Origin of the sequence: Wohlfahrtiimonas chitiniclastica DSM 18708 (genome assembly GCF_000375345.1) — a bacterium.
Classification (GTDB): domain Bacteria; phylum Pseudomonadota; class Gammaproteobacteria; order Cardiobacteriales; family Wohlfahrtiimonadaceae; genus Wohlfahrtiimonas; species Wohlfahrtiimonas chitiniclastica.
This window is the reverse complement of record NZ_AQXD01000001.1, coordinates 133,013-156,601: the sequence shown is the minus strand read 5'-3', so window position 1 is coordinate 156,601 and position 23,589 is coordinate 133,013. Positions and strand designations below refer to the sequence as shown.

Genomic DNA, 23,589 nt, shown 5'->3' with positions numbered 1-23,589 from the left:
AAACTTTTATGAAATCAATGATATTTCCCGTATCATACGCCCTTTCATATTCGCAGTTTTTAGGTTTTTTAATGATCACTTCTTCCATTTACCAACAATGGTTCTCCAATACACGTAAAGATTTACTCTCAGGATTGGTGGTGGCACTTGCCTTGATCCCTGAGGCCATCGCCTTTTCCATCATCGCGGGTGTTGATCCAAAAGTGGGCTTATACGCCTCGTTTTCCATGGCTGTTGTGATTGCATTTGCAGGTGGCCGCCCTGCGATGATCTCCGCTGCAACAGGTGCGATGGCACTGTTAATGATTACACTTGTTAAATCTCATGGCTTAGACTATCTATTAGCCGCAACACTACTCACAGGTGTTTTACAAATCTTAGCCGGTTACTTAAAACTCGGCGCGTTGATGCGCTTTGTGCCCACTTCTGTTGTGATCGGCTTTGTCAATGCCTTAGCCATCCTCATTTTTATGGCACAATTGCCAGAATTGACGAATGTCACTTGGCATGTTTATGCTTTAGTGGCTGCAGGACTTACCATCATTTATCTATTCCCTTATGTGCCGATGCTTGGCCAGTGGCTGCCATCCCCATTGGTGTGCATTGTGGGTTTGACGCTCTTTACATACCTCATACCGCTTGATCTGCGCACTGTGGGTGATATGGGCGAATTGCCGGACACTTTACCCATCTTTTTTCTGCCAGACATTCCATGGAATCTTGAAACCCTCCGCATCATCTTCCCTTATGCGTTGGCCATGATGATTGTAGGGCTCTTAGAATCGATGATGACGGCCGCGATTGTCGATGAACTTACCGACACCACTAGTGATAAAAACCGAGAATGTAAAGGCCAAGGCTTGGCCAATATTGTCACAGGCTGCATGGGTGGCATGGCTGGCTGTGCAATGATTGGTCAATCAATGATCAATGTACGTTCAGGCGGACGTACGCGCCTATCAACACTGTGTGCAGGGTTATTTTTAATCCTCATGGTGGTGTTTTTATCCGACTGGATCAAAAGCATACCCATGGCCGCTTTGGTCGCTGTGATGGTGATGGTATCAATCAGCACCTTTAGCTGGGACTCCATCCGTGACCTGCCTAAAACACCGCTGCTGAGTAATTTAGTGATGCTCACCACTGTTGGGGTTGTGATCTATACACATAATTTAGCGTTTGGCGTCATCTCGGGCGTGATTTTAGCGATGATCTTTTTTGCCTATCAAGTGGAAAAAAGCCTCACCATTACCCATGTCGTATCAGAAGATGGTCGCACGTGCCGCTATGCAGTAACAGGACAAATGTTTTTCAGTGCTGCTGAAAAAATGCAGCAATCCTTTGACTTTAAAGCACCGATTGACCATGTCATCATCGATGTGCACAATGCACACCTTTGGGATGTCAGTGCGCTACAAGCTTTGGATAAAATCATCCATAAATTCTTACGCGAACACGTGAGTGTACGCATTGAAGGACTCAATCCTGAGTCAGTGGTTTTGATGCAAAAATTCAGTGATCATGATCCAACCATTTTTGCCTAAACATTAAAAAAGCCCTTAGCTACCTAAGGGCTTTTTGCTTGATGACTTAAAACTCATAACGATAACCAATATTGAGCTGTTTCTGATTAAAGCGTTGACCTTTGTTATAGTTCACATTGAAATAAACGTTGTGCTGTTGACCAATTTTCGCATTGATCCCCACTTCATATTGCCACCAATGACCTTTCATCGAATATGACTCACGGCTGTGGTTGAGCATAAAGTCCCCATCGTTTGAGAACTCTTTTAAGTATGATGCTCGAGCATACACATTCACTGGGTTTTCAGATTTAAACTGATAACCAAGCTCAGCCCCCACGCGCCCTAACCAAGAATCACGGCTTTTCACTTTCACATTTAAGCCATTACTCGCTTTATATGTGCCGCTGCCAAAGTGCGTATAGGTCAATTGCGCTTGCGGTGTGACATAGAAGTTTTGATCACCCTCTAAATAAAAACGCTGACCCACTTCTGCTGATACACCATATAAATTCAAAGATGAATGACCACTGACATTCGCACCTGCACTGTCTTTCACCCCAAATTTACTGCGCATATGGCCATATTTTAAGACGGTGTCCACATAAAAGTTTTGATCCGTCATATACGTTGCATACAAATATGCATTGTAGTTTTTCAAGGTGCCGTCACCATCGCGATCCAGGGTTTGCACCTCGCCTTTTGCCAAGTAGTTTGCCACTTTATGGAAATCTTGATCACCATGCAAATAACTCACAGCGCCCCCAAAGTAAACGCGAGAATGCTCTAAATTCACCTGGTAATCCGCACCTAATTGCATTGAGTAATACTTCATGTTAAAACCTGACAATAAACCATTGCCGAAAGAATCTAACTTACCGCCATAAGCGCGCCCCCAAAGCCCAACGTGATGTTGTCCTTCTCGAAGCTCACCCATCCGATGTAACAATGTTTGCGTATCCACAAAGTTTGCTAAATAAGTGCTGACAATACTGTTAGCCGCAGCATCTGCCGTCGAAGATAATACCGGTCGATTCGGTCCCACAGGTTTACCCGGATCAACTGGCGGTGGCACATTTTGATCAAGTGCATACAGCTCCCAATCTTTACCTTCATTGATTTGGCGCAGCCCAAATTGATAACCGCCTTGTTCAACGGCATGAGACAAGATAAACTGTCCCGCTTGCCCACCGCTGTCAGTGGTGACCACAGTTAAGCGATCATTCACCGTCACATCAGAAGCCGCATTGTTTTGCACATCTAAAGATTGTTGTGCCGCTGCATCTAATTGACCAACAGATAAAAGATCACCTTTTTGCTGGCCAATGTCCGTATGCATTAAAATACTGCCTTGCCCAGCTAAAGTATCAGCGTGCACCACCACAAAATCTTCAAAAGGTCGCGTGGTGTCACTTTCACCATTGAGTGAATGAAAGCCATTAATAATGACCATGCCATCATTGACCATATCCCCAACGGTTAAAAAGCCTTCTTCGCCTGTTTGATTGATCACAACCATTTGACTGTTTGAATCAATGCTAACGCCATCCACTGTCCGATCTGTCACTGTTGTGGCATTGACCGCCAACAAACCGCCATTGTTGATCGTTAAGTTTCCTGTGGATTGTGCACCTTCATGCAAATAACTGAGGCCGCCCTCGACAACTGTATTGGTGATGATGCCTTCTGCCGCAACCTCTTGTTGCCCATAGATGGTGGAATCTATGGCATGCCCCGTATTGCCTATATTTTGTGTGCCGCCTGCTGCAATCGTATTGCCCGTGGCCGTACCGTCATTCACATTTTGAATGCCACCATTGTTGACGGTGGTTACAGTGGCTTGACCACCAGCAGCTATGGTTTGTGTGCCGCCTGCTGCAATCGTATTGCCCGTGGCCGTACCGTCATTCACATTTTGAATGCCACCATTGTTGACGGTGGTTACAGTGGCTTGACCACCAGCAGTGATGGTTTGTATACCACCTTGTTCAATGGTATTGCTGTTTGCCATGCCGCCATTGATGTTTTGGGCACCTGACACCAAATTACTGTCCACAATGCCTTTTTCATTGACATTCTGTACGCCACCTGCTGAAACAGTATTATAACTGGCATGCCCATCATCAATATTCTGTGTGGCACCTTCATGAACCGTAGTATTCAATGCAGTGCCATTATCAGTCACATTTTGCATACCATCTTGATAAATAAAATTACCATCTGCTGTGCCGCCTTTAATATTTTGTGTACCTGAAATGGTGTTTTGCATCGCATGACCATCTTTTTCCACATTTTGAATGGCATCAAAATTGATCTGATTTTGATCCGCAGTTCCATTCACCACATTTTGTGTACCACCATCATGCACTGTTGTGTTGCTCGCATGACCACCTTGTGCCACGTTTTGTATGCCATCTTTATAAATGTTATTGTCATTTGCAGTACCGCCCGCAACATTTTGCGTCCCTGAAATCACATTCTGATTGGCCACACCATCTTGACCCACATTCTGTGTGCCCTCAAAATTGATCTGATTTTGATCCGCAGTTCCATTGATGATGTTTTGCGTACCGCCATCATGTACAGCCGTATTGCTTGCATGACCTTGATCTGTAACAGTCTGCATACCATCTCGATAAATATCATTTTTATTTGCCGTACCGCCTGAAACATTTTGCGTGCCAGAGACCACATTATTGTTTGCAGTACCTTGTGCATTCATATTTTGAACGCCGCCCACATCAATTTTATTGTCCGTCGCGGTACCACCCGCATTGACATTTTGCATGCCACCATTGTTAATGACATTCGTATTCGCCTGCCCGCCCTGAGAAACATTTTGCACACCGCCATTATACAATGTGTTGTTATTCGCAGTGCCGCCGGCAACATTTTGCGTGCCAGATATATTATTATCTTGCGCAATGCCTTGATGTTCAATGTTTTGTAAACCACCTGTATTGATTGTATTGGTGGTTGCAATGCCATCAATCACATGTTGCTCGCCGCCTTTTTCAACCATTGTTTGATTCGCTTGACCACCTTCGGTGATGATCTGCTTGCCGCCATCTTCAATGGTATTGTTGTTTGCCGTGCCGCCATTGACATTTTGTTGTCCAGAAATCGTATTATCCGTTGCAATACCATCTCGTACATTTTGTACGCCATTCTCTAACACCGTGGTTTGATTCGCTTTGCCGCCAGCAATGATGGTTTGCTCACCACCGCCTTCGATCATATTTTGATTGGCAGTACCGCCTGAAATGCTCTGAATCGCCCCATCTTGAATGGTATTATTGGTCGCGGTGCCATCGGCAACATCTTGCAAGCCGCCGGTTTTAACAGTGGTGTCATTCGCTTTACCGCCCGCAATGATGCTTTGACGGCCACCTGTTTCAATCGTATTTTGTGTTGCCGTGCCGCCACTGATGTTTTGAAGACCAAAAATCGTATTGTCATGGGCTGTACCATCGGCCACTTCTTGTTCGCCCTGTTTGGCAACGGTTGTATTTTCTGCGTGCCCACCTGCAATGATCCACTGTTTTCCGCCATCATCAATCGTATTATTGATGGCTTGCCCGCCGATCACTTGTTGCACACTTTCATTGCCAATGAAATTGTCCTCAGCAATGCTGTCATGAATCTCCTGAATCGCGCCATTGTAAGCCTTCGTATCTTTTGCATAAGCATTATTGAGCATTTGATGGGCACCATCGAGCGTTGTGTCAGACACTGATCCGCCTTTATCCACCATCTGGCGCGCAGAATCGGTTAAATAGGTTTGCTCTGCATGACCACCCTCATTGACAAACTGAATGCCGGTACCGCTCACATTGGTATTGCTTGCTTTACCACCTGAATTGACAATTTGGGCACCATGCTCAAACTCACCTTTACCGGTGCCGGTGACATTCGTGCCCGTCGCTTGCCCGCCATTGCTGATGATTTGAAAACCACCTTGATTAATCTCATTTGTAGTGGCCACCGCGCCCTCACCATTGATGATTTGATGACCGCCTGAAATGGTATTTTGTTCCGCTTGACCACCGGCATTAACATTTTGAACGCCGCCCTTTTCTACAGAGGTATTTTGTGCGGTGCCACCATTATTCACATTCTGTATCGCACCACTTTTGATGGTATTATCCGTTGCTGTGCCACTATTAATATTTTGGGTTGCGCCATCGTTGATGACATTATCTTTAGCCATGCCACCATTGACATTTTGCGCGCCATCTACAGTATTGTGTTGTGCCAAACCACCTTCAAATACATTTTGCCAGCCACTTTTTTCAATTGTCGTGTTGTTTGCTGTGCCATCTGCACGCACATCTTGCCATGAGTTGTCACCAATTGTGGTGTCATTGGCAACACCACCACTCACATTTTGCCCCGCCACATTCGATAAATGCGTACCGTTGGCCGTTCCGCCTTTAGTAATGGTTTGCCAACCTAAACCGGTGACTTCAGAATCATTGGCCACGCCGCCATCTCCAATGAGCTGACGGCCATCATTTCTCACTGTCGTATGGTTAGCGATGCCATAAACATCCTGATGACTATTGTCCAACAAAGTTTGGTTGGCAACCCCATCTTTTTGAATTGTTTGGCGACTGAGGTCATACAGCTCTGCATTGTCCGCACGTCCGCCAGCCTCAATGAACTGTTGACCCACATTTTCAAGACGCGTATTGGTTGCAAGCCCATCTTGACCAATCGTTTGTGTGCCATGATAAATGGCTGATTGTCCATTGCCGAGCACGAGCATACCATTGGCCACAGCACCATCTGTAATGGTTTGCTTGCCGCCATTTTCAATCGTTCCATGCATTGAACTTGAGCCGGCTCCCGTCACTGTTTGCTGACCAAGACCCGTCACAATGCTGTGTTCAGCTTGCCCTCCTTGCTCGATGGTTTGAGGTCCATCAATGGTTTCACCACTTGAGATTTGCCCTGCGCCTACTGTTGGCATATATGCCAATGCCATGGGTTGTAAGCTCGATGCAATCAATATGGAAGATAAAGCAAAACAGAGTTTAGTTTGTCGAAAGTTGGTTTTCATAGGTCGTCATCCATGGTCAATGTTGATCAATTGTGTGCCTCGGCCCATTATATTAAACTTTATTTTCTTAAACTTACATTATTTTACTTAATAAAAAGCAAAATGATTATGATCAAATAAAATAGAAATGGCCTGCAGATTTACAACATAATTGATTGAATTTATAGATTAATCATGCATATATTGCTGTCTGATATTTTTAACAAATATTAACAGCTGTAGATATATCAGGATTTTCGCCCACGAATCATTAATAATTTCTATCAATTCACCCATTTCAGGCATAAAAAAACCGACCTTGTCGGTCGGCTTTTGATGTGAATTTGATTATACGTTGAATCTAAAGTGCATCACATCGCCATCTTGCACGATGTACTCTTTACCTTCTAAACGCATTTTACCTTTCTCTTTCGCGCCTGCCTCACCTTTGTACGTGACGTAATCATCATATGCGATCACTTCTGCACGAATGAAGCCTTTTTCAAAGTCCGTGTGAATCACGCCTGCGGCTTGTGGCGCTGTTGAACCTTTTTTGATGGTCCATGCACGCACTTCTTTCACGCCTGCTGTGAAGTAAGTTTCTAAATTCAGCAATGAGTAACCTGCGCGAATCACGCGGTTTAAACCAGGCTCTTCAAAGCCCATTTCCGCTAAGAAATCTGCCTTATCTTCATCTTCGAGTTCAGCAATGTCAGATTCGATTGCAGCACAAATTGGCACCACAAATGCACCTTCTGCGGCGGCATATGCTTCTACTTTGTCTAATAATGGATTGTTTTCAAAACCATCTTCATTGACGTTGGCAATGTACATAACAGGTTTGATGGTTAAAAATTGAAGATCGCGCACCAATAATTTTTCTTCATCATCTAACTGAATGGAACGAACGCTTTTGCCTTCATCTAACACAGGGATGATTTTTTTGAGCACCGCCACTTGCGCTTGTGCTTCTTTGTTACCACTTTTAGCCACTTTTTCAACACGATGTAAAAAGCGTTCAGCAGAGGCTAAATCGGCCAATGCCAATTCAGTGTTGATCACTTCGATGTCATCAATCGGGTCAATTTTACCGGACACATGGATGATGTCATCATTTTCAAAGCAACGCACCACATGTGCAATGGCATCGGTTTCACGGATGTTCGCTAAAAACTGATTGCCTAAACCTTCACCTTGCGATGCACCTTTCACTAAACCCGCGATGTCCACAAAATCCACAAATGTTTGTTGCACACGCTCAGGATTGACAATGTCCACAAGCGGTTGAATGCGCGTATCTGGCACCAACACACGACCCACATTTGGCTCAATTGTACAAAACGGGTAGTTTGCCGCATCAATGCCTGCATTTGTCAATGCGTTGAAAAGCGTTGATTTACCAACGTTCGGAAGCCCTACAATACCACACTGAATTGCCATAAATAATTCCTTTAAAGTTACTTCTTACGATGTAATTCGTTCATGACGGGTTCAAAATCACCTGCCACCATCGCAGATAAATGGCGTCTTGCCTCCCAAATGGCATCTTCCATCAATTTCTGATCCGCGCCCGATGCTTTTTTAAGCACATAATTTGCCACAAGCTTTGCATCCCCAGGATGCCCAACGCCAATGCGCAAACGGTTAAAATTATTCGAGCCTAGAAAAGAAATGATGCTTTTTAAGCCATTGTGGCCACCATGTCCACCCCCTTGTTTGAGCTTCACAGCCCCCGGCGGTAGATCTAATTCATCATGCACCACTAAAATCTCTTCTGGCAGAATTTTATAAAAATGGGCCAGCGCCAAAACGGACTCACCGCTTTTATTCATAAAAGTTTCTGGCTTCAAAAGATAGACTTTGCGGCCATCTTGCACCATCTCACCCACCAAGCCCTTAAATTTACTTTGATAGGACAATGGTGTCGATGCGATCTCATCAATAAACCAAAAACCCGCATTGTGGCGGGTTTCTGTATATTCGGGCCCAGGATTACCTAGGCCAACGATTAATTTCAATGTCATAGACAATTATGCTTCTTCTGTTGCCTCAGCAGCATCCGTTGCTTCTTCAGCGTCGTCAGCGATGCGTGGCGCTAAGATACCAGCAACTTGATCTTCAGCTGGCGTTAAGATTTCAACACCTGCTGGCGCTTTAACGTCAGCAACAGTGATGTGTGCACCCACAGCTAAATCAATGATGTCGATTTCGATTGCGTGTGGTAAATCTTTAGGTAAACATTCAACTTCAATCGCTGTTAATGCGTGAGTTAAAACGCCGCCGGCTTTAACGCCTGCTGCATCTTCTGCATTTAACAATACAACTGGAACCATTGATTTCAATTTTTCGCCCGCTTTAACGCGTAAGAAATCTAAGTGAGCCAATAAAGGTTTGTATGGGTGACGTTGAACATCACGTAAAATTGCGCTTTCTGGTTTGCCATCGATTTCTACAGTCACGATGCTTGAGTAAACGTCTTCGTTACGGAAAACTGTCAATGCTTCGTTGTGGTTTAATACAATGCTTACAGCTTCTTGGCCAGCACCGTAAACAACCGCAGGAATCAACCCTTCACGACGTAGGCGGCGGCTCGCTCCTTTCCCCATGTCTTGGCGAAGAGATGCTTTAAAAATGAAATCACTCATTGTGAACTCCGATAATAGTTTGAAATAAAAAGTTTTTGACCGCGACCAGTCAAAAACATAAGCGCCACATTATAGCAATTTAATCGATATGCGCAATCTCTAATCGCGTAATTTTGCTCCCTTTTTTCACCTCTTTGCCGCGTTTTCCGCGCTCATCGATGAATTGTGCCCAGTCTTCTGGCTTTAATGTCATCTTCGCACGGCCAAAATGTAAAGTTAAAGTGTCATTGCGCCCAAGCATTTGTAAATCAAGCATTTGATCTTCGCCATTTTTAAACGCCGCCCCAGGAATCCCGATGATCTGATTGCCTTTACCTTTGGCTAAAACAGGCAACGCTTCAATCTCTGTGATCAACAAACGCCCTTTGTCTGTATAGGCCACCATGTAAGGTTTTGTCGCTTTATCCACTTTCATCGGGGCAAACATGCTCGCATCGCCTAAATTCACAATGGCTTTACCTGCTTTTTGACGGCTCAATAGCTCTGTATAATCCACCACAAAGCCATAACCGCTGTTTGCTGCCAATAAATATTGGCTATCCTCTTGATCACAAATGATCTGATTGATCACCGTATCGGCAGACAATGTAAAGCGCCCACTCAAGGCTTCACCCATCGTACGCGCTGATGGCAACGTATGCGCCGCTAAACTGTAAGCGCGCCCCGTTTGATCAAAAAAGACCGCTTGCTGATTATTGCGCCCAAAGGCTGAACAGAGGTATTGATCACCGGTGCGATAATTCATCTGTTTTGGATCAATCTCTTGCCCTTTCGCTGAACGCACCCAGCCCATTTTTGACAAAATGATCGTAATCGGATCACTTGACACCAACTCAAGCTCATCAATCGCCGCTGCTTGTGCACGGGTCACAATCTTCGTTCTGCGCACATCGCCATACGCTTTTTGATCTTCTTTGATCTCTTGCTTAATGAGCGCCATCAATTTTTTAGGCTCATTGAGTAAGGTTTGTAACTCTTGTTGCTGCTTTAAGAGCTCATCTTCTTCTGCTTGTAGCTTCATCTCTTCAAGCTTGGCTAAATGACGCAATTTTGTCTCTAAAATCGCATTCGCTTGAATCTCTGACAATTTAAACTGCTCAATCAATACAGCTTTGGGCTCTTCTTCAAAGCGGATGATGCGAATCACTTCATCAAGGTTCAAATATGCAATCATCAACGCTTCTAAAATGTGCAAACGCGCTTCCACTTTATTGAGCTGATGCTGCAAACGGCGCGTCACAGTATCGGTTCTAAAGGCGATCCATTCTGTCAAAATTTTCGCTAAGCTTTTCACTTCAGGGCGATCATTTAGGCCAATCATATTGAGATTCACGCGGATGGATTTTTCTAAATCTGTCGTGGCAAATAAATGATCCATCACGCGATCACATTCCACACGATTTGAGCGTGGAATCAACACAATGCGCACAGGATGCTCATAATCAGACTCATCGCGAATGTCATCGATCATTGGCAATTTTTTCGCTTGAATTTGCTGCGCGATGTCCACTTGAATCTTTTCACCGGAAACTTGATACGGCAATTCTGTGATGACAATGTTGCCCTCTTCCATCACATATTTGGCACGCAAGCGAATGGAACCTGTGCCTTGTGTGTAAATCTTTAATAACTCAGCTTTGCTATTGACGATCTCGCCGCCCGTTGGAAAATCTGGCGCAGGTACATATTGCATCAACGCTTCTAATGATAAATCTGGCTGATCAATGAGCGCGCATACAGCATTGGCCACTTCAGTTAAGTTATGAGGTGGAATGTCTGTCGCCATCCCGACGGCAATCCCTGTCCCGCCATTTAATAAAATGTTGGGCAAACGCGCAGGTAAACGCACAGGTTCATTGAGTGAACCATCAAAGTTTGGCTGCCAATCCACTGTGGCTTCATTGGTCTCTTTGAGCAAAACATCCGCGTATTTAGAGAGTTTTGACTCAGTGTAACGCATCGCAGCAAACGATTTAGGATTGTCCAATGAACCAAAGTTCCCTTGCCCATCCACCAATGGATAACGGTATGAGAAAGGCTGTGCCATCAAGACCAAAGCTTCATAACAAGCGCTGTCGCCGTGCGGATGATATTTACCGATCACATCCCCCACGGTGCGCGCTGATTTCTTGTGCTTTGACACTGCACTCAATCCGAGCTCGCTCATGGCATAAATAATGCGGCGCTGCACCGGCTTTAATCCATCACCCACATGCGGAAGCGCTCGATCCTTGATCACATACATCGAATAGTTCAAATAAGCTTCTTCTGCAAACTCCGCCATGGAGCGCACTTCAAAATTTTGTTGCGTAAATTGAGTCATAATTTTTTTCAGAAAATAGAAATCCCATCCTGTCAGACAAGATGGGATAAAAGTGAAGTTTAATTAAAATACAAATTGTGGTTGATCTTCAAATCCATGAAGACGTTCTAATTCCACTTCAAACAATGAATCCTCGCGGATTTGATCCAATTGATTTTGGAACACAACGCCGCTCGTCACTGTTTGATCCTGCATGCCCACAAATGCGAGCAAGCGACCGCCCGCGGTTAAACCTTCGATCCATGCATTTGGCACATTTAACACTGAACCCGTTAAAATGATCACATCAAAGCTCGCCTTTTCAAGGGCAAAGGTTTTCACATCAGCGGTCACATATTCAACATTATGAATGTTTAAAGAAGCGGCGGCTTGTTGGGCTTTTTGTGTATAAGCATCGTTAATGTCAATGCTCGTCACATGTTCACCAAGTGTCGCGGCTAAGGCGGCTAAAAATCCGCTGCCTGTGCCAACGACGAGAACTTTATCTGTGGGTTCAATGTTCACTTCTTGAAGAATGCGCCCTTCTAACGCAGGAAACAGCATCAAATCATCGCCGCCTAATGGCAATCTTGCTTCTGAAAATGCAAGCGGCTTTAATGCCTCTGCCACGAACTCATCACGGTTAACTTCATCAAATGCATTGAGCACTCGTTGATTTAAGACATTCCATGGACGGATTTGCTGCTCTATCATATTCAAACGCATATGATCTCTATTTTCCATAGTCATAATTACGCATTCCTCATTAATGGATCAAATAATCTAATTGTTCTTAAAATGGCGTTAGCTGTTGAAGGAAAAGTTTTTACACTCTACAATAACTACGCCTTTGCTTGGGTTATTCTATAGGAAAATCATCATGTTTGAAAATCTCGCGTTACACTCTTTTGATCCTGAACTCTTTGAAGCTGTTGAAAAGGAAGGACAACGTCAGGAAGATCACGTTGAATTGATCGCTTCTGAGAACTATTGTTCCCCACTTGTGATGGAACTTCAAGGCTCTAAACTCACCAACAAATATGCCGAAGGCTATCCTAACAAGCGTTATTATGGCGGTTGTGAATATGTGGACATCGTTGAAAGCTTAGCCATTGAACGCGCAAAAACATTATTTGGCGCAGACTACGCAAACGTACAACCACATTCCGGCTCACAAGCAAACGGCGCAGTTTACCTTGCATTGGTTCAACCTGGTGACACAGTTCTTGGCATGAGCCTTGATCACGGTGGTCACTTAACCCATGGTGCAAAAGTTAACTTCTCTGGTCGTACGTACAACGCGGTACAATACGGCGTCGATGAAAATGGTCTCATCGATTATGATGAAGTGGAAAAATTAGCCATCGAACATCAACCAAAAATGATCGTGGCAGGTTTCTCTGCTTACTCTCAAATCTTAGATTTCAAACGTTTCCGCGAAATCGCTGACAAAGTGGGCGCGTACTTATTTGTGGACATGGCGCACGTTGCCGGTTTAGTGGCGGCAGGTTTATATCCAAATCCTATGGAATATGCAGACGTTGTCACCACCACCACACACAAAACATTGCGTGGTCCTCGTGGCGGCATCATCTTGGCAAAAGCAAATCCTGACATCGAGAAAAAATTGAACTCAGCGATTTTCCCAGGCATCCAAGGCGGCCCTTTAATGCATGTGATCGCAGCAAAAGCGGTGGCATTGTTAGAAGCGGCGCAACCTGAATTTGTAGAATATCAAAAGCAAGTGTTGAAAAATGCTAAAGCGATGGTGCGTGTGTTCCAATCTCGTGGCTTTGACATCGTGTCAAATGGCACAGAAGATCACTTATTCTTAGTGGATTTAGTCAAACACGGCATCACAGGAAAAGCAGCAGATGCTGCCCTTGGCAAAGCAAACATCACTGTGAATAAAAACACCGTGCCCAATGACCCACAATCACCTTTTGTGACCTCAGGCATTCGTGTCGGTGCGCCAGCGATCACAACCCGCGGCTTTAAAGAAGCAGAATCTGAATTGCTCGCAAACTGGATGTGTGATGTGTTAGAAAACATCGATGATGAAGCGCTTGCAGCGCGCGTTGCGGACAATGTGACAGCGCTTTGTCGTAAATTCCCTGTGTACGCAAAATAATCGCCAACACTTTAACATATGATTTAAAAAGCCCTGTTTAACAGGGTTTTTTCATGCTTTGATCATTTTACCTGTGGCGGTAATTTCACCAACTTCATCGCCAATTTACGTGCTAAAGGCAGCACCACTAAAATGGTGGGAAAAGCGATCATCCATGAAAACATCCACACACTCACCCACGGGCTAAAGACATGGAGGCCGAGTCCTAAACTTCTGACCATACTCACAAACGAGATGACGCCGCTCATGATGAAGGAGACCATAAACGGAATGACCACCACCAATGCTTTCATCGGGAGTTTTGGCACGCCAAAAATCAAAGTGTCTTTAGATGCGTTGTTCGCCATAATTTGAACCTACAGAGTGTAAAGATGATAATTTAACACAGCGTAACTTATTGCTCAATCGTCCTGCCTCGCCCTCTGAAAATATCCCTCGCAAAAAGCCCCATGCATCTAAAAACTAGTGCTATAGTATTCTCTCATAACCATAAATCATAATTTTTGCGCGAGTTGTCCAATGATTTTCTTCACCACCCTCACTTCCGTTTCCGTCATGGCTGCGATGATGATCGTCGGCGTATTGCTGCGCCGTGCCTACGGTTTAACCCTTGAATCCCAGCGCTTAGTTGTGGCACTGATTGTCAATGTTGGCTTACCTTCGATTGTACTGTCGAGCGTGTTTAACTTTGAGCTTGATGCCACGATGATGAAGCAGATCCTCACCATTTTTGTGCTCTCTGTCATCATCAATGCCGGCGGAATTATTTTGGCGCGCTTTTTAGCGAAAAAATATCTTAAAACTGCCGAAAAGCAAGCGAATGAACTGGCCATCGCCGCCACACTTGGCAACACGGCTTTTATTGGCATTCCACTTTGCTATGTATTGTTAGGGGCGCAAGGCGCCTTGCTTGCAGCGATCTTTGATGCAGGGTTAGATTTTGTGATCTGGACATTGTGCATCTATTTATTACAACGCGATAAAGGCTTTCGCTTACGCAATTTAGCGGCGATGATCAACATTCCATTGCTCGCCATTGTCATTGGCTTAACGCTTGGCGCATTACAATTTGAAGCCCACGATGGTTTAAAGCAATTGACCAAAGCGTTAGCAGGGTTAGCAAGCCCGATTGGCATGATCTACATTGGCATGTTGATCCCTGACTTATGGAAAATGATCCGTGACATTGATGTCAAGCGCGTCACTTATGGCGTCATCTTCAAAATCCTGCTGTTTCCACTCTTAGCCTTTGGCTTCATTCTACTCTTACCAATTGATGACATTGTCATTAAAGTGCTCCTCATTCAAGTGACGATGCCAACCTTTACCTTAGCCTCCGTACTCTTTCAGCGCTATGGCGCAGATGTGAATTTTGGCACTGCAATGACTTTGATCTCTGTGATGGCATCTTTAATCACCATTCCATGCATGCTCTATTTACTCCATTTGATTGGCTTAAATTTCTAGCATAAAAAAAGCTCCGCAATGCGGAGCTTTTTGTTAAGTCAATGACTTATTTTTTGCTTTTAGCAATGTGATCATGCAACTCTTGCACTGAGTACACATCCATCATGAACATACTTTTCACGCCTTCACTCACTGCTTCACCACCCGCTAATGTGGTGTATAAAGGAATGCGTTGATTCAATGCACTGCGGCGGATGGAGTGGCTGTCTTTCACTGCTTGCGCATCACTCACCACAGTATTGACAACCACAGCGATTTCACCATTTTTGATGTAATCGATGATATGCGGACGACCTTCTGCCACTTTATGAATGGTTTGTACAAAGAAACCTTTATCCGTTAAGTATTGCGCTGTGCCGCGCGTTGCGCACAAACCGTAACCCTGTTCTTGGAAATTGCGTGCCATGGTTTCTAAATAAGGTTTATCGGCATCACGCACAGAGATGAAGACTTTACCCACTTTCGGTACACGTTCACCCGCACCTAATTGCGCTTTTAAGTAAGCTTCAGAGAAGGTTTTACCCACGCCCATCACTTCACCCGTTGAACGCATTTCTGGCCCAAGGATGACGTCTACGCCTGGGAACTTCATGAATGGGAACACTGCTTCCTTCACAGAGTAATAATCAGGAATCACTTCTGTGGTGAAGTTTTGTTCTGCTAAAGAAATGCCCGCCATTGCGCGCGCTGCAATTTTCGCTAAAGGCACGCTCGTAGCTTTACTCACAAATGGCACCGTACGCGATGCGCGAGGATTGACCTCTAACACATACACCACATCATCTTGCACGGCAAATTGCACATTCATCAAGCCCACAACATTCAATGCTTTGGCCATCGCTTTGGTTTGACGGCGAATTTCATCTTGAATCTCTGCACTCAATGAATAAGGTGGCAATGAACAACCTGAGTCACCTGAGTGAACACCCGCTTGTTCCACGTGCTGCATGATGCCGCCAATCACAACTTCTTGGCCATCAGACACACAGTCCACATCCACTTCAATGGCATGATTTAAGAAGAAATCCAACAATACAGGGCTGTCTTCAGACACTTGTACCGCTTCATTCATATACGTGCGCAATTCATCATCTGAATGCACCACTTGCATTGCACGGCCACCTAAGACATAAGATGGGCGCACAACGAGCGGATAACCCACTTCGTTTGCCAACACAATGGCTTCTTCTTCATTGCGCGCAGTGCGGTTTTCTGGCTGACGCAAACCTAAATCATGCAATACTTTTTGGAAACGTTCACGATCTTCTGCCGCATCAATGCTGTCTGCAGATGTTCCGATGATGTTCACACCATTTTCCACCAAAGCATTGGCCAATTTCAATGGTGTTTGACCACCATAATGCACGATCACGCCATAAGGTTGTTCAACACGCACGATTTCTAACACATCTTCTAACGTCAATGGTTCGAAATATAAACGATCTGAGGTGTCAAAGTCTGTGGACACGGTTTCAGGGTTACAGTTCACCATGATGGTTTCAAAACCAGATTCACGCAACGCTAAAGAAGCATGCACACAGCAATAGTCAAATTCAATCCCTTGACCAATGCGGTTTGGGCCACCGCCAAGGATCATAATTTTTTTCTTATCCGTTGGGCGCGCTTCACACTCTTCTTCATACGTTGAGTATAAGTAGGCTGTGTCTGTGTCAAACTCAGCTGCGCACGTATCAACGCGCTTATACACAGGATGCAATTTAAGGGCAAAACGTGCATCACGCACTGCTTTTTCAGAAACATTCAACAATTGAGATAAACGTTTGTCTGAAAAGCCTTTACGCTTCAAGCGACGCATGGTGGCAAAATCTAAATCTGCCAATGTACCCGCTGCAACTTTAGCTTCTTCTTGCATTAAATCTTCAATTTGCATCAAGAACCAAGGATCGATGGCACACACGTCAAAGATCTCTTCTTTGCTCATGCCAATGCGGAATGCATCTGCCACATATAAAATACGTTCAGGACCTGGGTTCACCAACTCACGCAAAATCACAGATTTATCTGTCGTGCGTGGGTTAAAGCCACATAGACCTGTTTCTAAGCCGCGCAATGCTTTTTGCATGGATTCTTGTAATGTGCGACCCATCGCCATCACTTCACCCACAGATTTCATTTGCGTGGTTAAGCGATCATCCGCCGCTGGGAATTTTTCAAACGCAAAGCGTGGAATTTTGGTCACAACATAGTCAATGGAAGGCTCAAAAGATGCCGGTGTACGGCCACCTGTGATGTCATTGCTCAACTCATTTAATGTATAACCGACTGCCAATTTAGCAGCCACTTTCGCAATTGGGAAACCTGTGGCTTTTGATGCCAATGCAGATGAACGTGATACACGTGGGTTCATCTCAATAACGATCAATTCACCATTGGCAGGATTCACGGAGAACTGAACGTTCGAGCCGCCAGTATCCACACCAATTTCACGCAATACTGCTAAGCTTGCATTACGCATGATTTGATACTCTTTGTCCGTCAATGTTTGCGCAGGCGCAACGGTGATGGAGTCGCCTGTATGTACGCCCATTGGGTCAAAGTTTTCAATCGAGCAGATGATGATGGCGTTGTCCGCTTTATCGCGCACCACTTCCATTTCGTACTCTTTCCAGCCCAAAACTGATTGCTCAATCAATAATTCATGTGTCGGTGATGCATCAAAGCCGCGCTCACAAATCGCTATGAACTCTTCTTTATTATAAGCAATACCGCCGCCTGAACCACCCATTGTGAAAGATGGACGAATCAATGTTGGGAAGCCCACTTTCGCCTGTGCAGACAATGCTTCATTCATGCTGTGACAAACATAAGATTCAGGGCATTTTAAGCCAATTTTTTCCATCGCTTCTTTAAAACGGCCACGATCTTCTGCTTTATCGATGGCATCTTCAGAAGCCCCGATCAATTCCACATTGTATTTTGCCAATACGCCATTGCGGCTTAAGTCTAAGGCGCAGTTTAATGCCGTTTGACCGCCCATGGTGGGTAAAATGGCATCCGGGCGTTCTTTGGCAATGATTTTTTCAACGGTTTGCCATAAAATGGGTTCGATATATGTCACATCTGCCATTTCAGGATCCGTCATGATGGTCGCTGGGTTTGAATTCACTAAAATGACGCGGTACCCTTCTTCACGTAACGCTTTACACGCTTGTGCACCTGAGTAGTCGAATTCACAAGCTTGACCGATCACAATCGGGCCAGCACCAATAATTAAAATGGATTTTAAATCTGTACGTTTTGGCATTTCTCTCTCCTCGGATTACTTTGCGCTCATGGCATCGATGAACTGGTCAAATAGGTAGGCCACATCATTTGGGCCCGCGCTCGCTTCAGGGTGTCCTTGGAATGAATATGCCACTTGATCTTTCAGACTGATGCCTTGGATGGATTGATCAAATAAAGAACGGTGCGTCACTTCAACACCTTCAGGCAAGCTTGCTTCATTCAATTGGAAACCATGATTTTGACTCGTAATCATGACTTTTCCTGTGGATAATTCTTGGACAGGATGGTTGGCACCATGATGACCAAACAACATTTTTTCTGTTTGTGCGCCTAAAGCTAAACCCAATAATTGATGACCTAAACAGATGCCAAAAATTGGTTTTTTCGCCGCCAAAATCTCTTGAATCGCTTTGATGGCATAATCACAAGGTTCAGGATCGCCAGGGCCGTTGGATAAAAATACACCATCTGGATTCATTGCTAACACTTCACTTGCGGGCGTTGTGGCTGGCACCACCGTTAAACGGCAACCGCGCTCTGCAAGCATACGCAAAATATTGCGTTTGACACCAAAGTCATACGCCACCACATGATATGGCTGTTTGATGTCTGTGTGGAAAGATTCACCTAAGCGCCATTCGCCTTCGGTCCATTCATAGGCTGCATCACAAGTGACTTCTTTTGCCAAATCAAGGCCAGCCATTGAACCAAAATCTTGCGCTGCTTTTTGTGCCGCTGCAATGTCAGGATTGTGACCGGTGACAATGCAACCGGCTTGTGCACCCTTCTCACGCAATCGGCGTGTTAAGCGGCGCGTATCAATGTCAGCAATCGCCACAACATTGTGACGCTTTAAATAATCTTCTAAGCTTTCAGTATTGCGAAAGTTACTCGCTAAAAGTGGTAAATCGCGAATGATCAAACCAGCAGCATGCACTGAATCAGATTCCTCATCCTCACGATTCGTCCCTGTATTCCCGATGTGCGGATAAGTTAATGTGATCATCTGTTTTGTGTAAGATGGGTCGGTTAAAATTTCTTGGTAGCCTGTCATTGAAGTATTGAACACCACTTCGCCGACTGTTTGACCCTCTGAGCCAATGGCCGTGCCGTGAAACGTGCTGCCATCTGCTAAAACCAATAGTGCTGGTATCGTCATTGTTGAATTCCTATCTCATGTGTTACATCATTTTTTTTGGGCAAAAAAAAACACGCCACTCTCAAACGAGGAGAGATTTACGTGCTTTGTGACATAGCTTCTCATGCCATAGAAGCGACTTATGATAACGAGGGATGGCGCTTTATACAAACACTTTTTTAACAAAAATCAAATAAAGTGATAAAAGTCACCAAAAAACAAGCGGCTATGGCATAAAAAAATCATTTTGTACTGCGCCAGACAAAACTGGTCATCGTTAATGTCTCTAATGCTATGTCTTGATTGAAAATTTCTAAGTCATCGGTCGCATCGGTTGCGCCAAGGGCGGATAAAAATGGATAGAAATGATCCGGCGTTGGCGCGGCTAAATGAAAATCAGGATGCGTGGCTTCTAGGGCTAAAATGCCCTCAATGTCACGCTGTTTAGTCAATTCCACCACTTGATCATCAAAATCTTTCACCCACGGACGCGATTGCATCTGCCTAATTTTATAGAGATTATGCACAATGTTACCTGAGCCAATGATCAAAATCTTTTGTGATCTGAGCACCTTTAAACGTTCACCTAGCGCATAATGGGCAGCACTTTTTTGATGAGCATCAATACTCACTTGCAACACAGGAATGTCCGCCTGTGGCAACAAATGACACAACACACCATAATTACCATGATCATACCCCCATTGATCACTCAATTGTGCCATCGGCAATACATTCGCCGTTGCATCTCGAATATTAAGGTCATTCACAGCAGGATAAATGTAGTCATAAATCTCTTTTGGAAAGCCGCGCATGTCATAAATCATTTTTGGCTGAGGTTCCTTGGTGACTTTTGTGCCTTCTGTATACCAGTGGGCAGAGAGCATCACAACGCCTGCAATGTCCGTTAATGTCTCCCCAAGGGCACGCCAATTGCGTGTCCATGCGTTGTTTTCAATGATGTTCATCGGGCTACCGTGGCCGATGAATAAAACTGGGGTTAAATGACTCATAAACACTCCAAAGAAAAAAAGACCAATAATCATAAATCATTGGTCGAAGGAAGGATTCATCATTGTCAAAGTGTCTAAATATTTACAACAATGCCTCAGGTGATTCAGGCAGAATTTGACCGCCATCCACAATGATCGTTTGTCCTGTGATGAACTTTGCCTCTTTTGAGGCTAAAAACGCCGCAGCATATCCGATGTCTTTTGGTTCACCTAATGTGTGTGTCGGAATTGTCGCTTTCATTTGATTGAGGTAGGTTTCGCCTTGGGCGGCTAAACCTTCCGTTAAAATGTTGCCCGGCATCACGGCATTGACGGTAATGCCAAAGCGCGCATATTCAAGGGCTGCGCTTCGCATAAAGCCTAATTGTGCCGCTTTTGATGCGCCATAATGGCTCCAACCCGGAAAACCTGTGATTGCACCTGTAATTGATGAAGTGATCACCACACGCCCATATTGCTGTTTTTCCATCGCTTTTAATGCACGCTGCACCACAAAGAACATCCCTTTGACATTCACAGATTGCATCAAATCCCAATCTTGCTCTGTCATTTCATCTAAGGTTGCTTGTGGGAAAATTCCAGTATTTGAACAGACGATGTCAATGCGACCATGTTTCTTTAAAATCTCATCAAAACATTGATGCACCGCTTGTTGATCCGTCACATCCATTTTAATGAATTCGCCATGAATGATAGCAGCACTCTCAACTCCTGCGACTTCATCAATGTCCGCGATGATGACATGTGCACCCGCTTGCGATAATGCCTCGCTGATGCCTTTACCAATACCTTTTGCGCCGCCTGTGACCAGCGCGATTTGACCTGTTAATGCAAACATCATCGCCTCCTCATTATTTTATGATTAACCTTTGATATTAGAGGAAAAACAAAACATTCTCAAAGGGTGAGAGAAAATTTCTGCGAAAAATCAAATTGAACAAGGATATTCTATCATTTAAAGGCTAGTCCATTGTCTTTACTGAAAAAATGTGCACACATGGCCGAGAAATTTTGCCACTATGAAATCTTCGCCATTTTGCGGTAAACTGCATGAACAAACATTATGAATAACCGATAGGAATGATTATGACATATAAGAAAACGGCTTTATCCATTGCATCTCTGCTTATTTTAGGCACATTTTCCTACGCACAACAAACGCCCACAGAATTAGAACCGAATGGCATCATCGCCTATTTTGCTGAAGATGGCACATTATTACCAAGCCGCGAAGGCAGTGAATATTATCGTCACTTTAAAGATGTCGTCAGCGGCTGTTATTTGGTGCAAGATTTTTATAGCCAAAATGACCAAAAACAAACCGATCCCATCTGCTTTATGGACCCAGGCGAATTGCAATCTTGGTTCCCACAAAGCCTATATGGCCCCCTAACCTTCTGGCATAAAGATGGCACAAAAGCGCAATCCGGTTATAGCCAACAAGATGGCGGTGGCAATGGCACATGGACCACATGGGATCAAGATGGCAATGCTTCTGATTATGAATTACAAAATGGTGAGTTGATCGTCAGTTATTTTGATGAAAATGGCAACCGCCAACCAAATGCCGTGGATGGCGGCACATTCCGCACGATTCTCTCTTATGATGAATCCTCGGACAGCTTTTTAGTGGCAGATTATTTCACAGACACCCGCACCCGCCAAATGGATCCTGTGGTGATTGCGCGTGACGATTTATTGCGCTGGAACATCGAGAACCGTGAAGGCACGTATGTTTATTACAACGAAGCCCAAGAGATCACCGCACAAGAAGAGTATGCCAATGGCAAGCTCAATGGCACTGTGACTTTCTGGTATCAAGATACAGGATTGCCTGCGCAAAAAATGGAAGAGATCAACTTTAAAGAGGGTCAACAAGAAGGCTTATATGTGAGCTGGTATCCAAACGGTTATCCACAATATCGCATCAACTTTACCGACATGGGCATTGACAGTGTTGCATGCTGGGATGAAAACTTTGTGGCAGGCACAGAAGATGAATGTATGGCGCGCTTAACTGGCACCGCCGAAGCCGCTGAAGTGGAAGCGAATGCCAATGATGAGATCAATGATGATTTAGATGTTGAGATCATCATTCCATCTGATCAAGTGGTCACGCCAACTGTTGAAGATCAAAGCGATTTAGAAGATGCCATCACACCTGATGCCACTGTCCTTTTCCCACATGATGAGGATAATCGCGTTTTGATTGATGATGCGGATGAAGCTTTTGAACCTGCCGTAGAAGCAACAGAAGCTGCGCCTGCCATTTCAGATGAAGATGAAGCGGCGGCAATTGAAGCCGTAGAAGAAGCCGATGATGTCCAAATCCCCAATCAGCCAGAACCTGAAACAGAAGGCAAACGCATTTTGCGCTCCCTTAATAATATTTTAGAAGCGCTCTAACTCACCATTCTGATTAAGCAAAAGGCGGCGGCGCAACAAATCGCTGCCTTTTTTGTGTGATCGGATGGGTGAATGCCAATTCTGCGGCATGTAAATGCAGGCGATTTTGCCCTTTTAATGCAGATGGATGGGCATAAAAACGATCCCCTAAAATGGGATGCCCAAGGGATTGCATGTGCACGCGCAATTGATGGGATCGCCCCGTCACCGGAATGAGCTCCACTAAGCTATTGCCATCGATGTCTTCATTCAACACTCGATAATGGGTCAATGCATCTTTCCCGCGTTCAAAACAGACCATTTGCTTTGGTCGATTCGGCCAATCACAAATGAGCGGCAAATCAATGCTGCCCGTCTTCTCTTCAAAAATACCATACACTTTGGCAATGTAGGTTTTCTCTGTTTCTCGCTCGCGAAATTGGCGTTTTAATTCCCGCTCGCTCTCTTTATGCAGCGCCACCACCATTAAGCCACTTGTGGCCAAATCTAAGCGGTGCACAGTTTCAGCTTCCGGAAATTCCCATTGCACGCGCGTTAAAATACTGTCCCAAAGCTCTGCGGGCTTGCCTGGCACACTCAATAAATCATGCGGTTTATTGACCACCATAATGTCGCGATCTTGATATAACACCACAAGCCAAGGATCAATGGCAGGGTCATAATAATAATCCATAAAA

At 44.6% G+C, this 23,589-nt stretch carries 16 protein-coding genes; 4 read left to right on the top strand and 12 right to left on the bottom strand.

The window, feature by feature from the left end; translation table 11 throughout:
- Nucleotides 1–74 precede the first annotated feature (74 nt).
- Nucleotides 75–1,544, top strand: a complete 1,470-nt coding sequence (locus tag B143_RS0100715) for a SulP family inorganic anion transporter (protein WP_026165650.1) — start codon at nucleotides 75–77, stop codon at nucleotides 1,542–1,544.
- A 46-nt stretch (nucleotides 1,545–1,590) separates the two neighbouring features.
- Here the strand turns inward: B143_RS0100715 and B143_RS0100710 are convergent, their stop codons facing one another.
- The 6 genes from B143_RS0100710 to B143_RS0100685 form a co-directional block, all read right to left on the bottom strand.
- Nucleotides 1,591–6,585, bottom strand: coding sequence for an autotransporter outer membrane beta-barrel domain-containing protein (locus B143_RS0100710; protein WP_018121767.1), 4,995 nt, complete (start codon nucleotides 6,583–6,585; stop codon nucleotides 1,591–1,593).
- A 327-nt stretch (nucleotides 6,586–6,912) separates the two neighbouring features.
- Nucleotides 6,913–8,004, bottom strand: a complete 1,092-nt coding sequence (gene ychF / locus B143_RS0100705) for a redox-regulated ATPase YchF (protein WP_018121766.1) — start codon at nucleotides 8,002–8,004, stop codon at nucleotides 6,913–6,915.
- 17 nt (nucleotides 8,005–8,021) lie between these two features.
- Nucleotides 8,022–8,588, bottom strand: coding sequence for an aminoacyl-tRNA hydrolase (gene pth / locus B143_RS0100700; RefSeq protein WP_018121765.1), 567 nt, complete (start codon nucleotides 8,586–8,588; stop codon nucleotides 8,022–8,024).
- Between the two features lie 6 nt (nucleotides 8,589–8,594).
- Nucleotides 8,595–9,209: a 50S ribosomal protein L25/general stress protein Ctc gene (locus B143_RS0100695; RefSeq protein ID WP_008316579.1), complete on the bottom strand. Its 615-nt coding sequence runs from the start codon at nucleotides 9,207–9,209 to the stop codon at nucleotides 8,595–8,597.
- Nucleotides 9,210–9,288: 79 nt separating this feature from the next.
- Nucleotides 9,289–11,532: a DNA topoisomerase IV subunit A gene (parC, locus tag B143_RS0100690; protein ID WP_018121764.1), complete on the bottom strand. Its 2,244-nt coding sequence runs from the start codon at nucleotides 11,530–11,532 to the stop codon at nucleotides 9,289–9,291.
- Between the two features lie 63 nt (nucleotides 11,533–11,595).
- Nucleotides 11,596–12,237 carry a protein-L-isoaspartate O-methyltransferase family protein gene (locus B143_RS0100685; RefSeq protein WP_018121763.1) on the bottom strand — a complete coding sequence of 214 codons (642 nt, stop codon included), beginning with the start codon at nucleotides 12,235–12,237 and terminating at the stop codon, nucleotides 11,596–11,598.
- A gap of 154 nt (nucleotides 12,238–12,391) precedes the next feature.
- Here B143_RS0100685 and glyA point away from each other — a divergent pair, with 154 nt between their 5' ends.
- Nucleotides 12,392–13,642 (top strand): serine hydroxymethyltransferase, encoded by a 1,251-nt coding sequence (gene glyA, locus B143_RS0100675; protein WP_018121761.1) that lies wholly within the window; start codon nucleotides 12,392–12,394, stop codon nucleotides 13,640–13,642.
- A 62-nt stretch (nucleotides 13,643–13,704) separates the two neighbouring features.
- Here glyA and B143_RS0100670 read toward each other — a convergent pair whose 3' ends face one another.
- Nucleotides 13,705–13,989, bottom strand: coding sequence for a DUF2798 domain-containing protein (locus tag B143_RS0100670; protein ID WP_018121760.1), 285 nt, complete (start codon nucleotides 13,987–13,989; stop codon nucleotides 13,705–13,707).
- A gap of 172 nt (nucleotides 13,990–14,161) precedes the next feature.
- Here B143_RS0100670 and B143_RS0100665 point away from each other — a divergent pair, with 172 nt between their 5' ends.
- On the top strand, nucleotides 14,162–15,109 hold the full coding sequence (locus B143_RS0100665) for an AEC family transporter (RefSeq protein WP_008316573.1): 948 nt from the start codon (nucleotides 14,162–14,164) through the stop codon (nucleotides 15,107–15,109).
- Between the two features lie 46 nt (nucleotides 15,110–15,155).
- Here B143_RS0100665 and carB read toward each other — a convergent pair whose 3' ends face one another.
- From carB to fabG, 4 genes are all read right to left on the bottom strand, one after another.
- Nucleotides 15,156–18,374, bottom strand: a complete 3,219-nt coding sequence (carB, locus tag B143_RS0100660) for a carbamoyl-phosphate synthase large subunit (RefSeq protein WP_018121758.1) — start codon at nucleotides 18,372–18,374, stop codon at nucleotides 15,156–15,158.
- A gap of 15 nt (nucleotides 18,375–18,389) precedes the next feature.
- Nucleotides 18,390–19,514 carry a glutamine-hydrolyzing carbamoyl-phosphate synthase small subunit gene (carA, locus tag B143_RS0100655; RefSeq protein ID WP_008316571.1) on the bottom strand — a complete coding sequence of 375 codons (1,125 nt, stop codon included), beginning with the start codon at nucleotides 19,512–19,514 and terminating at the stop codon, nucleotides 18,390–18,392.
- 221 nt (nucleotides 19,515–19,735) lie between these two features.
- Entirely contained in the window at nucleotides 19,736–20,506 is a 771-nt protein-coding gene (gene ygiD, locus B143_RS0100650; protein ID WP_018121757.1) for a 4,5-DOPA-extradiol-dioxygenase, read from the bottom strand.
- An 82-nt stretch (nucleotides 20,507–20,588) separates the two neighbouring features.
- Nucleotides 20,589–21,344, bottom strand: a complete 756-nt coding sequence (gene fabG / locus B143_RS0100645) for a 3-oxoacyl-ACP reductase FabG (protein ID WP_018121756.1) — start codon at nucleotides 21,342–21,344, stop codon at nucleotides 20,589–20,591.
- A 248-nt stretch (nucleotides 21,345–21,592) separates the two neighbouring features.
- Here fabG and B143_RS0100640 point away from each other — a divergent pair, with 248 nt between their 5' ends.
- On the top strand, nucleotides 21,593–22,912 hold the full coding sequence (locus B143_RS0100640) for a toxin-antitoxin system YwqK family antitoxin (RefSeq protein WP_018121755.1): 1,320 nt from the start codon (nucleotides 21,593–21,595) through the stop codon (nucleotides 22,910–22,912).
- A 13-nt stretch (nucleotides 22,913–22,925) separates the two neighbouring features.
- On the opposite strand, the gene rluA is transcribed toward B143_RS0100640, so the two are convergent.
- Nucleotides 22,926–23,585 carry a bifunctional tRNA pseudouridine(32) synthase/23S rRNA pseudouridine(746) synthase RluA gene (rluA, locus tag B143_RS0100635; RefSeq protein ID WP_018121754.1) on the bottom strand — a complete coding sequence of 220 codons (660 nt, stop codon included), beginning with the start codon at nucleotides 23,583–23,585 and terminating at the stop codon, nucleotides 22,926–22,928.
- Nucleotides 23,586–23,589: the final 4 nt, after the last annotated feature.